This window comes from Dyadobacter sp. BHUBP1, from assembly GCF_050587785.1.
In the GTDB taxonomy this organism is placed as follows: Bacteria; Bacteroidota; Bacteroidia; order Cytophagales; family Spirosomataceae; genus Dyadobacter.
The window spans coordinates 407,452-420,515 of the sequence record NZ_JBOBIH010000004.1; the positions used below are offsets into that span (position 1 = coordinate 407,452).

The 13,064-nt window shown below is 50.0% G+C and carries 14 protein-coding genes; 5 read left to right on the top strand and 9 right to left on the bottom strand.

What is annotated here, in order from left to right; genetic code table 11:
* The first annotated feature begins 22 nt into the window (after nt 1-22).
* Nucleotides 23-1,111, top strand: a complete 1,089-nt coding sequence (locus ACQ4MZ_RS18205) for a Gfo/Idh/MocA family protein (protein ID WP_430847032.1) — start codon at nt 23-25, stop codon at nt 1,109-1,111.
* A 2-nt stretch (nt 1,112-1,113) separates the two neighbouring features.
* Nucleotides 1,114-2,175, top strand: a complete 1,062-nt coding sequence (locus ACQ4MZ_RS18210) for an endo-1,4-beta-xylanase (protein ID WP_430847034.1) — start codon at nt 1,114-1,116, stop codon at nt 2,173-2,175.
* Between the two features lie 124 nt (nt 2,176-2,299).
* Here ACQ4MZ_RS18210 and ACQ4MZ_RS18215 read toward each other — a convergent pair whose 3' ends face one another.
* The 3 genes from ACQ4MZ_RS18215 to ACQ4MZ_RS18225 form a co-directional block, all read right to left on the bottom strand.
* Nucleotides 2,300-2,770, bottom strand: coding sequence for a hypothetical protein (locus ACQ4MZ_RS18215; protein ID WP_430847036.1), 471 nt, complete (start codon nt 2,768-2,770; stop codon nt 2,300-2,302).
* Nucleotides 2,771-2,935: 165 nt separating this feature from the next.
* Nucleotides 2,936-3,415 (bottom strand): hypothetical protein, encoded by a 480-nt coding sequence (locus tag ACQ4MZ_RS18220; protein ID WP_430847038.1) that lies wholly within the window; start codon nt 3,413-3,415, stop codon nt 2,936-2,938.
* A gap of 425 nt (nt 3,416-3,840) precedes the next feature.
* Nucleotides 3,841-4,455: a hypothetical protein gene (locus ACQ4MZ_RS18225; protein WP_430847040.1), complete on the bottom strand. Its 615-nt coding sequence runs from the start codon at nt 4,453-4,455 to the stop codon at nt 3,841-3,843.
* Between the two features lie 452 nt (nt 4,456-4,907).
* Between ACQ4MZ_RS18225 and ACQ4MZ_RS18230 the strand changes: the two genes are divergently transcribed.
* The 3 genes from ACQ4MZ_RS18230 to ACQ4MZ_RS18240 all read left to right on the top strand — a co-directional run bounded on the left by ACQ4MZ_RS18230 (nt 4,908) and on the right by ACQ4MZ_RS18240 (nt 7,409).
* The gene (locus ACQ4MZ_RS18230; protein WP_430847042.1) at nt 4,908-5,342 is read left to right on the top strand and encodes a hypothetical protein; all 435 of its coding nucleotides are present in this window, start codon (nt 4,908-4,910) and stop codon (nt 5,340-5,342) included.
* A 243-nt stretch (nt 5,343-5,585) separates the two neighbouring features.
* The gene (locus ACQ4MZ_RS18235) at nt 5,586-5,993 is read left to right on the top strand and encodes a Dabb family protein (protein ID WP_430847044.1); all 408 of its coding nucleotides are present in this window, start codon (nt 5,586-5,588) and stop codon (nt 5,991-5,993) included.
* A 171-nt stretch (nt 5,994-6,164) separates the two neighbouring features.
* The gene (locus tag ACQ4MZ_RS18240) at nt 6,165-7,409 is read left to right on the top strand and encodes a hypothetical protein (protein WP_430847046.1); all 1,245 of its coding nucleotides are present in this window, start codon (nt 6,165-6,167) and stop codon (nt 7,407-7,409) included.
* A 23-nt stretch (nt 7,410-7,432) separates the two neighbouring features.
* Here the strand turns inward: ACQ4MZ_RS18240 and ACQ4MZ_RS18245 are convergent, their stop codons facing one another.
* From ACQ4MZ_RS18245 to ACQ4MZ_RS18270, 6 genes are all read right to left on the bottom strand, one after another.
* Nucleotides 7,433-9,166 carry a tetratricopeptide repeat protein gene (locus ACQ4MZ_RS18245; RefSeq protein WP_430847048.1) on the bottom strand — a complete coding sequence of 578 codons (1,734 nt, stop codon included), beginning with the start codon at nt 9,164-9,166 and terminating at the stop codon, nt 7,433-7,435.
* Between the two features lie 184 nt (nt 9,167-9,350).
* A complete protein-coding gene (locus ACQ4MZ_RS18250) occupies nt 9,351-9,791 on the bottom strand; it encodes a hypothetical protein (protein ID WP_430847050.1) in 441 nt (146 codons plus the stop codon).
* A gap of 92 nt (nt 9,792-9,883) precedes the next feature.
* The gene (locus ACQ4MZ_RS18255) at nt 9,884-11,662 is read right to left on the bottom strand and encodes an NRDE family protein (RefSeq protein WP_430847052.1); all 1,779 of its coding nucleotides are present in this window, start codon (nt 11,660-11,662) and stop codon (nt 9,884-9,886) included.
* On the bottom strand, nt 11,650-12,156 hold the full coding sequence (locus ACQ4MZ_RS18260; RefSeq protein ID WP_430847054.1) for a DinB family protein: 507 nt from the start codon (nt 12,154-12,156) through the stop codon (nt 11,650-11,652). The genes ACQ4MZ_RS18255 and ACQ4MZ_RS18260 overlap by 13 nt, the downstream gene beginning before the upstream one ends.
* 63 nt (nt 12,157-12,219) lie before the next feature.
* Nucleotides 12,220-12,615, bottom strand: a complete 396-nt coding sequence (locus ACQ4MZ_RS18265) for a DoxX family protein (RefSeq protein WP_430847056.1) — start codon at nt 12,613-12,615, stop codon at nt 12,220-12,222.
* Complete coding sequence (locus ACQ4MZ_RS18270; protein WP_430847058.1) at nt 12,615-13,055, bottom strand: YHS domain-containing (seleno)protein; 441 nt, start codon at nt 13,053-13,055, stop codon at nt 12,615-12,617. The genes ACQ4MZ_RS18265 and ACQ4MZ_RS18270 overlap by 1 nt, the downstream gene beginning before the upstream one ends.
* Between the last annotated feature and the right edge of the window lie 9 nt (nt 13,056-13,064).

Sequence of the window (13,064 nt, forward strand, 5' to 3'; positions counted from 1 at the left end):
AAAGCATTCAATCATCCAAGCTATGCAAATCGAAAGACGCGATTTTTTATCGACATTAACCCTGGCCGGGGCCGCTACTTTGTTGTCAGGAAACCCGCTGATCGCCGCTACTTCCCCGAAAAAGGATAAACTCGGCATCGCGCTCGTGGGCCTGGGGTATTACAGCACCGACCTGCTCGCCCCCGCGCTGCAACTGACGGAAAAATGCTATCTCGCCGGCATCGTTACCGGCACACCGTCGAAAGCCGAGGCATGGAAAGCCAAATACAACATTCCCGACAAGAACATTTACAATTACCAGAACTTCGACCAGATCGCTAAGAACCCGGACATCGACATCGTGTACGTCGTATTGCCGCCGTCCATGCACCGCGAGTACGTGGTACGGGCCGCGAAAGCCGGTAAGCACGTGTTTTGCGAAAAGCCGATGGCTCCGTCCGTGGCCGATTGCGAGGCGATGATCGCGGCTTGCAAAAGCAACAAGGTGAAGTTGGCGATCGGCTACCGTTGCCAGCACGACCCGAATATCCAGGCTTACATGAAAGTGGCAAAAGAACAGAAGTTCGGAAAAGTGAAGATGGTCAACAGCGCCGCCGGGTACTTCGACGCCCGCACTGATCACTGGAAGCAGAAAAAGGCGTTGGGAGGCGGCTGCATGGGCGATATGGGCGTGTACGCATTGCAGGGCGCGCGCCTGGCTACGGGTGAGGAGCCCGTGAGCGTGATCGCACAGGCGTCGACGACCCGTCCCGACATTTATAAGGAGGTAGAAGAAACGATGATGTTTATGCTCGACTTTCCAAGCGGGGCGAAGGCAGCATGCCAGACCAGTTTTGGGATTAATATGAACTACCTGCAAGTGAACTACGAAAAAGGTTGGCTCAAAATGGAGCCGCAGTCCGGTTACAACGGCAACAAAGGAAGCATGTCGGACGGCACCCTCATTAATTTCCCCATCAAAAGCCAGCAAGCCAAGCAAATGGATGAGGATTGCCTCGCCATCATAAACAACACCGACCTGATCGCCCCCGGTGAAGAAGGCCTGCGCGATATCCGCGTGGTGGAAGCCATTTATAAATCGGTAGCGACGGGTAAAAGTGTAAAAATATAGGTATGCAAAAAACTCCCCTGTTTCTGGCCGCGCTACTGGCGTCGACCGCCGCATTGGCGCAGCAAAAGACTTTGAAGGATGCCTACAAAGATTACTTTCCGGTAGGCGTGGCCGTGGCTCCGAGGAACCTCTCGGGGCCGGAGGCGGAGTTCATCGCGAAGCAGTTCAACAGTATTACACCTGAAAACGCGATGAAAATGGGCCCGATCCACCCGGAGCCCGGCCGCTATGCCTGGGAAGCGCCCGATGCGATCGTTGCATTTGCGAAAAAGAACGGCATGAAAGTGCGCGGCCACACGCTCTGCTGGCATAACCAGACGCCCTCATGGTTTTTCACCGACACCGCGGGTGGGCAAGTGACACGCGAAGTGCTGCTCGAACGCCTGAAACAGCACATTACCGACGTCGTGGGGCGTTACAAAGGGCAGATTTACGCCTGGGACGTGGTAAATGAGGCCGTACCCGACACAGGGACGAGCATTTACCGCGCGTCGAAATTTTATGAGATCATCGGGGAGGATTATATTGAAAAAGCATTCGAATATGCCCATGCCGCCGACCCTGTCGCAAAGCTTTTTTACAATGATTACAACACCGAGAACCGTGCCAAGCGGGAGAAGATTTTTCAGTTAGTCAAAAAACTGAAAGAGAAGAATGTACCCATACATGGCGTAGGTTTGCAGGGGCATTGGTCTGTATATGAGCCTTCGGAAAGCGAATTGCAAGAGTCGATCAGCCGGTTTGCAAGCCTGGGGCTGGCGGTGCAGGTTACCGAGTTGGACGTGTCGGTGCACGTAAAAGAACACGGCCGGCGCGAGCGTACGGAGGCAGACAATGCCCCCGTGCCGGCGGAAGCTTTTACCAGGCAGGCCGCGCAGTACGAAATGCTTTTCAATACATTCCGTAAAAACCGCGGTGCACTTACGGGCGTTACTTTCTGGAATGTGTCGGACAAAACGACCTGGCTGGATAACTTTCCCGTGCGCGGCCGGAAGGATTACCCGCTGCTGTTTGATGAAAAACTGCAACCAAAGCCGTTTTTTAACAAAATCGTCGATTTCTGAATGCGGCTATCCAATAGCCCGTGTAAATTGATTTTTGAGATAGCTCCGCATGCCGTTGCGGAGCTTTTTTGATAATGGCGATTGTGTTTAGGAATGAGGCGAGGGGATTGAGGGGGCTGTTGCCTTACTGCCTTTTCAGCAAAACATCCCCTTGGTAACTACTTCCTTTGAATGTCTCCTTAATGTTGGCGGCCAGATGCTTGCCCGCGAGCTCTGCTGTAATCTCGATGTCCGAGGATTGAACTACGCCATCGATCGTCGACTCTACCTTTTGTTTTATTTGGAATTTGTCAGGCTCAGTCAGTTCAACCTTGTCGAAAATTACTTTCCTGGGTGGTATTGAATCAATATAATCCTGCCATCCGTCCCCATCAAAAACCGTTTCCTCCTCGTGCGTCAGCCGAATCTCTTTTTCAGACAATTTATCAATTGTCCAGCGAACTGTGATAGTCACGTTAATATCGTCAAGGACCTCCTGAGTGTTTTTTGTCTGATAGACTCCAACGAGATCACGAGTCAGATCGGGAACCGGATCCTTGTCTTTTTTACATGAGAGGATAAAAACTAAAACCAGCGGAAATAAATATCGGGCCATTGAGAGGTGAGGTTTAAACTAATCGTAATCCTGATGCAATCAATCTGGATAAATGGCAAAACGGGTCTTATTATGAGGGTTTGTGTTGGCAATTTTATCTGCTGACAACTTAAAGGCATTAAACCTGTTATAGACTCTATTTTATTATTCGAATCTTCGACAAACTCAAAGTAATTTTTTCTTCATTTCTTCTACTTTGCTGGCCGTACTGTCAGCGAATGCCAGATAACGGTTAGGTTCGCCAAACAAGAATTTGCGACCATCTCGAAAGCAGATCTGATACAGCGAGAAAAATGATGATACAATTCGGATGTCAAGGAATTCGGATTTCGGGTAAATCACTTTCCCATAGAAGTTTTGAATTATCACATTTTCGTCATTGTAAAAGATGCCTGAGAACTTCATTAGGGCGTATAACATGCATGCTACAAGTACGCTTGGATAGAGGAGGTTGACTGCATCCGGCCAATGAAAACTTGATGAATTAATTGTTGAAATTATTAATGAAGACCATACAAAGCTAATAAATATCACAATAAATCGAATTGCCACGACGGAGCCCGGCAGACTGGAAATTCCTGTAAGAGATTTCGGTTTCATGGTGTTGATTCTGCTAACAATAAGCCGGGTGGTGAGGTTTGACATTGTGTTTCGGCGGCACATCGGTCATATTTATACCGTCCTAAAAATAGAAAAATTTTCAACTATTTAATGCATGCTCTCTTCTGGGTTTTCAAACCAAGGCTAAGGCGAACAACTCGTTTCACACTTGTTCTTGCTGCAATTCTCTTCTTTATAGACGGCTTTCGAAATCCAAACTTCATGATTAGGGATATTAAAAGTCAACAGTTGCACTCACTCCTTGAAACATACGTCTTATTCCCGTTTGAATTAATGTAATAGCAGCCACCTTGGGGGCCTTTGTGTAGCGACTTTCCGTTATGTGTGCCGCATCCTCCGCCCCCCGGATCGACGTCGTCGGAAGAGCAAGCGGTAGCAGTGAAGAACATTAAGAAGTAAATTAGGTAGGATAGCTTTTTCATGAATTAGGGGAGGTTTATAGTGAACGCTTATTTTCGGCGGTACGAACTGCCCGTGGATCCCCGAAAGGAACTGCCAGAAGACTTTCGGTAGGAGGATCCAGAGGATTTGTGGTATGAACTCGATGATGATGATCGGCGGGCAGAGCTTCGGGACGAGTGCGCTGTTCCGCTTTTTACATACACTTTATTGCCTTTTGAATTTATGTAGTAATGGCCGCCACGTGGACCGGTGTAAATGGTGGCGCCGGTACTCGGAGTGCTTCTATAGGGTTTGCTTGTACTTGCTCGGCGGCTGGTGTTCCCGCTGGCACGTTCCGATGTCTCATTAGAGAAGGTGTATAATGCATAACTGCGTTTGTATGCTTTCCGGCTTAACCGCCTAACTCGAATAATTTTTGTTTTGCGTGAAGCGCCCATCGTCCAATAGGCAGTTGATTTGTAATACGCCTTCGATGTTTTCGCCAGTCTTTTTTTGCTTTTTGTAATGACAGTGAGAGTGTCGTCAATTCGCAATTCAGTAACTGGTGCCAGGTCGACACCTCCTTGGCCGTATAACTGAAGTGGATCTGCAACTTGAAGTGTATATTGCCTTAAAGAGCAACTGGATACCAGTGCAAGAAGAATGGGTAAAAATCTTTTCATAAATTTTGAGGAGGGTAAACAACCGACATAGTCCTCAAAGAACTCCTTATAATAAGAGGGTCTGTCGAATTACTTTTACGCTTTAATATAAATTATAATTGGGAGTTAAGTACTTTCTCCTCATTCGACTTATTAAACGGTCAAAACGCTGCATGCACCGGTCCAATAGCGCATCGCGGGTAGATCTTAATACCTGCTATGCGAAGTCCAGCGGAAATCGTCATGGTATCACTCGATTGGCAATGGAGAACCCTTCTACCGTTGCAGATTCATCGAAAGTTTTTGGCGGCCGGGCATGAGTCAGTCTCAATTTATATCTGCTACCGCTCATCCCGGATGGGAAGTGGCTTTTTTGCGCCAGTTACCTCGGAGTTACAAAAATTTTCTCTCAACAAAAAGTAGCTTTTGAAACCTTAGTATATTTCGGGCATATCCTTAAAATACACTCCACTTTGAAAAAGCTAATTTATCTTTTTGCGACGTGCCTGGCATTGTTAACCGCTTGTTCGAAAGATCCAAAGCCTGATCGGGCGACGCCATTTATTGGAGATTGGAGGACAGAACCGGCAGACTCGGGTATCTTCAAATTTCAGACATTTTGGAAAATTGAACGAGGTGGTCCGAATATGTTAAACATTGCTACCAGTGATAGTGTTTTGACAATGGATGAATTTCTCCCCTCTTTTGCAATTGAAATACCGGTATACAATGTGAAAATTGACGAGCCGGGCAAAATGGTACTTAACTATACCCGTGCCAGCTCCGGCGTAATTTTTACGTACAAAGGAACGGCAAACCTCATTGACGAAAAACTGATTGCCACAATGCAAACTACAAGTAGCGAAGATGGACTTATAAGTTCCAGAACCTTGATATTTCATCGATAAACGTCTAATATCGTTTGAATGAAAACCGGTGTTTAACTTCGAAAATGACCCTCCGGGCTTTCAGTAGCCAGCTTTCCTTCCTATCTTCGACCGCTTCATCAATCTATTCGCGGCCGTGGATTTTGTTTCATAGCCGTTCATCGCGCGCCTTACCGGTGAGCCCTTGTTTGTAGCGAGAAAGTCAGGTTGTTTTTCGCCGAGGACTATGCATTTTTAATTTTCCAATATATCTCAACACTTACTATGACAAATTCCCGTCGTAAATTCATTGCAAGCTCTGTCACGCTTGCAGCAGGCGCTGCAGCGTCGGTTGCGGCCCCGGCTACCCCGGCGAAAAGTAAAACCCCGTTGGTCCATCACGTGTTTTTCTGGCTTAAAAATCCTGGTTCGGTGGCCGATCGTGACCGGATCATCGAAGGTCTGAAGACATTGCGAAAGATTGAGGCGATCAAGGAACTTCGCATTGGCGTGGCGGCGAGCACCGAGAAAAGGGATGTCGTGGATAATAGCTGGGCGGTGTCCGAACTGATGTTTTTCGAAGACCTTGCCGGCCAGGCAACCTACCAGGACCACCCGATCCATCAGAAATTTATCAAAGATTGCAGCCATCTGTGGGACAAGGTGATCGTGTACGACGCGATGGATGTTTAGGTTATTGACGCGATAAAAACTTCGTCAAACGAGCCGGCTTTTTCCAGATATTGATCGGCCTCGGTTTGTGACAGTCCAAACGAAATTTTTAGGCCCATACAACGATTTAAGCAACTCGTTGCCTCTTTGTGATGAACCTGCAATCACCGCAGGCTACATCTGGAACCATCGATGCTTCGATTTTTAAGTGTATTTGTTTTGCTGGTTGTATTGGGTTCGGGTTCCCGGGCTCAGGACACTACATCCGTCACATTTACGGAAGAGCATAGCCCTGTGGTGGAGCAGCGGTTTATCGACCGCTATGAGAATGTATTCATGACCAAAGTGCCTACGCGGAAGATGTTCAAGCTGGGGTACTCCTCAACGACTTATAATGGGATTGGGTTTAGCGCCACGTTTGAATACAAACTCTTGCCAGCCATGTCCGTAGAAGCGGCACTAACTTCGCGGACAAACCGGCTGGGGAGCGTTATCACCATCGATCGTTTCGAACGGCAATTGAGTGGCAGAAATATGTTTGCGAGTATCGGAAGCAGGTGGTATTTTGAAATGAACAAGCGGATTGCCCGACAGCAAAGTGCCAATAATTTCAGTGGAAGTTATCTGGGGGTCGCGTATGAAAGGTCACTCGCCGCCATACAGAGTGAGCGGCCCAGGCAACATTTCAGTGTCGCATATGGGTTTCAAAGTCGGTTCCTGTCGAACGGATTCCTCGATTTTTCGCTGGGTTTGTATTATGTCACACCATACTTATCATTATATGGAACCGGTAACGTGCCGTTGCCTGGCGTCCGCACCGGAAACGCCGTGATCGCATCCCGCTCGCTCCTCGGACTTGCCTTCGGTGATTGGAAGCGAAACAGCACGGGCCCGTTATGCGATGTTTTACATTGTGACTATTTTGTGAAACAGCATTTTAAGATCAGACTGCCAGATGTGAATGTCAGCCTTAAAAATCAGTCGATCAGAGGCGAGGTGAGCTATGAGCGGAAGTTGGGAAAGAGCCCTTTATCCGTTAATCTGGGCATTTGGAATGAAACAACCAATTCTTCATTTGGACGCAGTTCTTTCTCAGCGATCGTGGAAGCGCAATTTCGTTGGTACTATCTGCAAAAACGCCAGTTACGAAGGGGGAAAGCGTCCGATAATCTGTCGGGCCTGTATGCAGGCCCTCTGTTTGCATACAATTATGCCCGATCCGCTATCCGTTTTGTTGTACCGGTTGATCCACAACGTGGCGTTTTCAGTTCCTGGGATACTTCGGCAGGGATTTTAGCTGGTTATCAGCAACGTTTGTTCAACAAACTTTATTTCGACGCGACGGTTAGCTATTCAGGATTGAGCCTGCAAAAACGGTTTTTCAAAGTAAATTATGGCGAACTCCAAGCCAAAGCAGGGATCGGCTTTGCATTTTGAAAACCCATCCCTGCTTCAAAACCTTAATCTGCAATGCTGGACGACGCCGCAAGTTTAATGTCGGCATGCTGCCAGGCTTTATCAAACGCGGATTTGACCGCCTGCGCTTCGCCGGTGTTTTTCTGTTGTACCAAAGCATTATGGAGACCTATCAATGCCCAGCCGTTTTTCTTCCAGGTCAGTAGGTCCTGACGATAGACACGTTCCGCTTCTGCGCTCTTTCCGGCTTTGAGCAATACTGCTCCGAGGTGATGCCGGACGGAGAAAAACCAGTCGGGCGGTTCGTTATAGTTGAGGTTATCTTCGAGGGCGATGGCCTCCCCGAGCAGGGCCGCCGATTTGTCGAGCTGGTTTTGCTGTGCGGCGATACCGGCCGATAATACATTGGAGGCGATTTGCACGAGGTCGACCGAAGTATTGATGTTCCAGACCGTGATGTCTTTGAGCGTCGTGTCGGAAGCCAATGCGTTGAGCGACTTCATTTCTTCCTGTGCATGGGGCAGGTCGTGTTTACCCAGAAAGGCCATTCCTCTTGCGTAATGCCAGATTGCCCGCGGATAAATCAGGTCCTTACCCGGGCTGGGCTCGGCCAGCAGGGTATCCCACATCGAGAATTTTGCTGCTACATAATAGGGGATGGTATAATAGTGCTGAAGTGTGCCCCATCCCGGCTGGCGCATTACCTCCTTCGCGGTATAATGCTGTACTTTCCGCGCAGCGCGCCAGGCCTGCCTGGAGTTGCCTTCAAGGGCGGCGGTAGCCACCAGGAAGTGGTAATTGTGCGGGAAATAGGCGAGCGGGTAGGCGCCTTGCGCGTGACAGGCGGTGATGTAGTTGCTGTCTGCTTTGACTGAACTTACATTGGAAAGCGAGCCTAAATGATAGTCGCCCGTGAGGATGTAAATATGCGACGGCATGTGGAGCAGATGGCCGGCACCCGGAACGAGCGAATCGAGTAACGCTGCCGAGGCCAGCGCTTTTTCCGGCGTGGCGGAGGCCTCCACGGCGTGTATGTACAGGTGATGCGCGCCCGGATGCCGCGGGTTCTTTTTCAACAGGTTTTCCAGGACGGCCAGTAGCGCCGGCGTCCAGGGCTTGGACGCTTTTGTTTTTTTGTCATATAAATCCCACGGGTGCAGGTCCATTTGCGCTTCGGCGTACAATGCCCCGATGTCGGGATCGGAAGGGAATTGGTCGTACACTTTTTTCATAGCGGCAGCGAATGCGATATCCAGCGGTGCCCGGTTGGCGGGAGGGACTTCCGTGTACCGCGCGGTCAATGCCTCGATCAACGCCTTTTCTTTGGGAGTACATTGGGTTGCCAGTTTTTGTGCTTTTTGAGTGGCGGCCCAGGCCCGCTGAAAGTTGTCGGGCTCCATCCCTGCATTGTAATTGGGACCCAACACGTAGGCATAACCCCAGTAAGCCATAGCGCAGGTCGAATCGAGCCGGGTGGCCTGGAAAAACGACCGGGCCGCCTCGGCGTGGTTGAAGCCGTAGGAGAGCATCAGGCCCTGGTTGAAGTAAGCCTGTGCCTCAGGACTGGATGTGGTAATCTTGAAATCGATGCCCTTCAATCCGTCGAGCATGGGCGCTTTTTTGCCGGAACTATACCATTCGGCATCGGTGGTTTTGGGGTTGTAGCAAACCGTAATCCGCGCTGTGCTGTCCGACGCCGGTTTTTCCGCTTGCTCCTTCTTTTTGAAGCAAGACGAAAGGAGTACAATCAATGCGAGGTAACAATGGCCATGCTTCATGAGTGCAGAAGTTTGAGTCACAGATCATGTAGAAGGAAAGTAACCCGCGAAGTGCGGTACGTGCAAATTAAGAAAATATCAAACTGGTAATGAGGGGATTGAGGGGTTCTTAGTGAACGGTTAATGGGTGTCGGTAGAGCGCCCGCAAAGAAGTTTGATGAATAGCTCTGGATGGTATACGCTTCTATTTTTTCCTCACATACTTGTTGACTGCGCCCAGGCATGACTCAATCGTCATTTCGTCGCCTATTTGCGTAATGATCAGTTTCGGGCAGGCCAGGCAATCGACGAGGCCGCAATTTTCGTTGTAGGGCACATCTTTCTGCGGTTTTACCTTAAATACATTTCCGTTTATCTCATATTCAGATATTGCGCAGCAAGACCCGTATCCGTCGTATAGCATCACGCCGTCGAAACGTATTGAAAAGGCCTTTTGTGGCTCGTTGGTCATGTCTTTCACTACCGTTGAGTCGCCCGACGTGTATCGGGATTCTACCAGGTGCCATTTACCGACGATGCCCGCAACCTCTGGCATAGGCTGCGGCTCAGGTTCTGCGTTTTTATCGCGTTTACAACCGGTAAATGCCCATAAGAGGAGCAGAAAGAGAAGAATTAGTCTTTGCATGATGTAACTGATTTATAACTTAGACGCATTTGGTGTATAATGCGTTGTAAGGCAATGGGCCGCTTCCTTCTTTAAAATGCCTAACGTTAAAATTACGCCTTCTGCATCAACTTCAAATACCCCTTATGCTCCCTTACCATCGCCCACCCATCCCTGAACGTCATCTGCGGTACGCCGTCGCGCACATTTGCCATGCTGATTTCTAAAAGTATTTTCCAATGCCGGTAAATCTCTTTCCAGGCGAAGAACAGCGAATGTTTCGGATCGTAAATGTGCGTCGGCTCGCTCGCCGCACCGTTGAGTTCGATGATGGAAAAATGTTGTCCGGCTTCGAGTTCTTCCCAGCTTTTGAAACGGATATCCAGCCGACCGAAATGGAAACCAGGTATTCGCACACATATCCGGTCGATCGCATTCGTGAGTGCAGGCGTAATTCGATGGCGTTCGTCGGTGAATTTCGAGCCGCGGCTGTGGTTGCCGTAGGGAACCAGGCGCATTCTTTCGCCCACAGCAGGAACCGATCTTATTCGTTCTCCCAGGATCATATGCAGAGCGGGGAGCTGTAAAATAGCCCGTTCACTTTGCATGAGCAGTGTGAGAATATCCGATTTCCCGTCGCCCGTAACGCTCAAAAACGCTTTCCCGACGATTCCTGAAATGTGCCCGTTTTGTTCGCCGGGCATCCGATAGTAGAATATGCCGGCTTCATTCGGGTAATCGATGTAGGGCTGCAAGAGGAAGTCGACCCGGCTGTGCAGACGGTAGTCTTCCAGGTCGCCTTCGGTTTTTAGAAGCTTCACCTGCACACCGCGTTCGCCGATATCGGGTTTGGCAATTAATGGGAATTTCAGGGAAGAATTATTCAATAGCATCTGTACTTTTCGCTTCGGGATTCCCGCTTCGCATAGCAGGGTTTCAGGGTACGAACCCTTGGGCATAAGTGCGTAAATCCTGCTCTTGCGTTCTCCCGCAAAACCCGCATACCGCATCGAGGGATTGGCTGCGCCGAAAAAGCAGACCGCACGCGCCTTTACGCTGAGCCAGAGCCATGGTAGTACCATGGGCAGGTAAACACATTCCAATGGCCAGTATTCCCAGTTTCGGAGGCGGATCAGGAAGCGTTTCGCCTTCCAGCGGAGGCTGTGGAACGAAGTGTCCCGGTGTGGGATGACGGGGGCCGGTCGCGTCACTGATGTTGTTCCGGTCCGAAGGTCGTGGTAGTGCATGACGGGCTCGGGGCTGGTCAGATCGATGGACGTGACGCTCACGGTAGCCATGGCATCCCGATGTCCGTGGAAGCTCTGGCAGGCATCGAATGTGATATCGTTTTGTGTGTGAAAATCCAGAATGCTCTTCATATTGACGGCCGTGCTGCCGTACCATTGTTGCAGCTTTCGGACCCGCATTTGTCGGGCTTCTTCATGGTACAATGTCGCAGAAGACCAGATATGCGGCTGATGCGCGTCAAGCTCGTTTCGGTGCTTCCGGATACCGTCCCAGGTACAACGCATGAGCCTGCCTTCCGTGAACAGGATGAGCGTAAAGGGTTCGATACCTTCTAAAGACATGGTTTCAAAGTAATCAGCCGGAGAAGCTGCTTCCACAATTTCCACCATAACCCGGCCCCGGCTTTTGCGGTAGGAAGACATGCGCACATGATTTTTGAAGCCTCCGTTGAGCAACACCGCTGCGTCGCCCCGTCCTTTCAATGCGATCCACGTGCCGCCGGCCTGGGCGTCTTTCGGGTAGGTGAGCGCGCCGGGCAAGCTGCGCGTTACGGGCGGCTCCGCGGGCGCACGATCGGTGCGTTCATCCCGGTTGGATGTCAGGAATGCACCTTTCCCGGTTGGAATGTAAGTTACAGTGCACATTGGGCCTGGCGGTATCGGATGGTGGAGCTGGCTACTCCGAAACTCTCCGGCAGTTGCAGCGCCGTGAGTTCCCGGATGCCTATTTTCATCAATGCCATATGATGTACCGCGTGTTCGAGATTGTAAACCAACTCCCGTTCATAGTTGGTGACAACCTGGAAACCGGTATCACCAGCCTCGGTGGCGGTGGTTAGCAGAAGGGCTTTGTTTTCCTTGCCCATCGAAGCCGAAATCCGGCGTAATGTGGCCAAAGCGAGTTCCCGTCGTTGCTCAATGGCCTTGTCCCGCAGCCGGGCGTCATAATTTACATTGCCTGTTTGATAACCGCGATCGAGCTCGGTAAAGAACTCGATCACGTGGCGTACGTGCCCGCCGAGCGAAGCACCCGAGAGTACCGGCAGGCTGCGCTTGTATTGCTCGTCGGATAATGCGTCCAGCATCGTGCTGATCTGTGCCAGTGCGGTTTCGATTGATTTTGTAAGTTGCCTGTTCATGTCGTTCGTTTTGAAATGGGGGGACAAAAACAATGCCCGTTTTGAGAAGATGGGGTTTGCGTGTCAGCTGCGGAACTTTACACCCGAAATGCTGCTGCGGTGCCAGTATACGAGCACCAAACAGGTGATAAGCACGGTTAATGCCATAACAAAAAGCTTGCCCGAGTCGTTTTGCACCACGATGCCAAGGCGCGTGAGATGCATGAAAACGGCGCCGGTCATCACGCCGATGCCGATCAGGGCACCGTAGGCAGTGGTGCGGGGGATGAGGATCAGAATGGAGGCGATCAGCTCTAATACGCCTACGAATATACGTCCCCAGGGTTCCATGCCGACTGTCGAGAAAATATAGACGGATTCGGGTGCTGCGGAAAATTTGAAATAGAGGGTCTGCAACATAATCACTGCCGCTACCAGCCGCAGCAACCAGGACCATTTCGGGTGCGTTTGCGTTTTCATCACTGCTTGTCTTTGATCAATGGCCATTGCATATCTGCTTTTTCGATGAGTTCTTCCCGTTTTTTCGACCAGTTGTTTTTGACTTTCATATTATAATTGAAATACAACTTGTCGCCGACGATCGTCCACGTCTCTGCTTCGGTGGGCGCTTTGTGCCCTTCGGAAGTGCCGTAGGCGCAGTAGCCGCCATATTGCGGCACGTACATGTCCGGAGCCGCTTTGAAGGCTTCCAGATTCGCGCGGGTAGCGAATAACCAATCGGCGTTCTTGTAATGATAGGTAAGACTATCGGCACCTTGAACGGGTCTTGCGTCTTTGAAAAAAGCGACGACGTCATACCCTTTGATGGCCTTTCCCTTCGGCGCGAAAATTTCGGATTTCTGTGCAAATGTTAGGTGGGCGGCGAGCATGAATGTCGCTGCGAATAATACTTTTTTCATAGGTGTTGC

Coding starts and splice junctions, on each gene's coding strand:
- ACQ4MZ_RS18235 (WP_430847044.1), top strand. CDS start 5,586: ATGACAAATTCCCGTCGTAAATTCATTGCAAGCTCTGTCACGCTTGCA.
- ACQ4MZ_RS18215 (WP_430847036.1), bottom strand. CDS start 2,770: ATGGCCCGATATTTATTTCCGCTGGTTTTAGTTTTTATCCTCTCATGT.
- ACQ4MZ_RS18255 (WP_430847052.1), bottom strand. CDS start 11,662: ATGTGCACTGTAACTTACATTCCAACCGGGAAAGGTGCATTCCTGACA.
- ACQ4MZ_RS18250 (WP_430847050.1), bottom strand. CDS start 9,791: ATGCAAAGACTAATTCTTCTCTTTCTGCTCCTCTTATGGGCATTTACC.
- ACQ4MZ_RS18220 (WP_430847038.1), bottom strand. CDS start 3,415: ATGTCAAACCTCACCACCCGGCTTATTGTTAGCAGAATCAACACCATG.
- ACQ4MZ_RS18225 (WP_430847040.1), bottom strand. CDS start 4,455: ATGAAAAGATTTTTACCCATTCTTCTTGCACTGGTATCCAGTTGCTCT.
- ACQ4MZ_RS18240 (WP_430847046.1), top strand. CDS start 6,165: ATGCTTCGATTTTTAAGTGTATTTGTTTTGCTGGTTGTATTGGGTTCG.
- ACQ4MZ_RS18270 (WP_430847058.1), bottom strand. CDS start 13,055: ATGAAAAAAGTATTATTCGCAGCGACATTCATGCTCGCCGCCCACCTA.
- ACQ4MZ_RS18265 (WP_430847056.1), bottom strand. CDS start 12,615: ATGAAAACGCAAACGCACCCGAAATGGTCCTGGTTGCTGCGGCTGGTA.
- ACQ4MZ_RS18205 (WP_430847032.1), top strand. CDS start 23: ATGCAAATCGAAAGACGCGATTTTTTATCGACATTAACCCTGGCCGGG.
- ACQ4MZ_RS18245 (WP_430847048.1), bottom strand. CDS start 9,166: ATGAAGCATGGCCATTGTTACCTCGCATTGATTGTACTCCTTTCGTCT.
- ACQ4MZ_RS18260 (WP_430847054.1), bottom strand. CDS start 12,156: ATGAACAGGCAACTTACAAAATCAATCGAAACCGCACTGGCACAGATC.
- ACQ4MZ_RS18210 (WP_430847034.1), top strand. CDS start 1,114: ATGCAAAAAACTCCCCTGTTTCTGGCCGCGCTACTGGCGTCGACCGCC.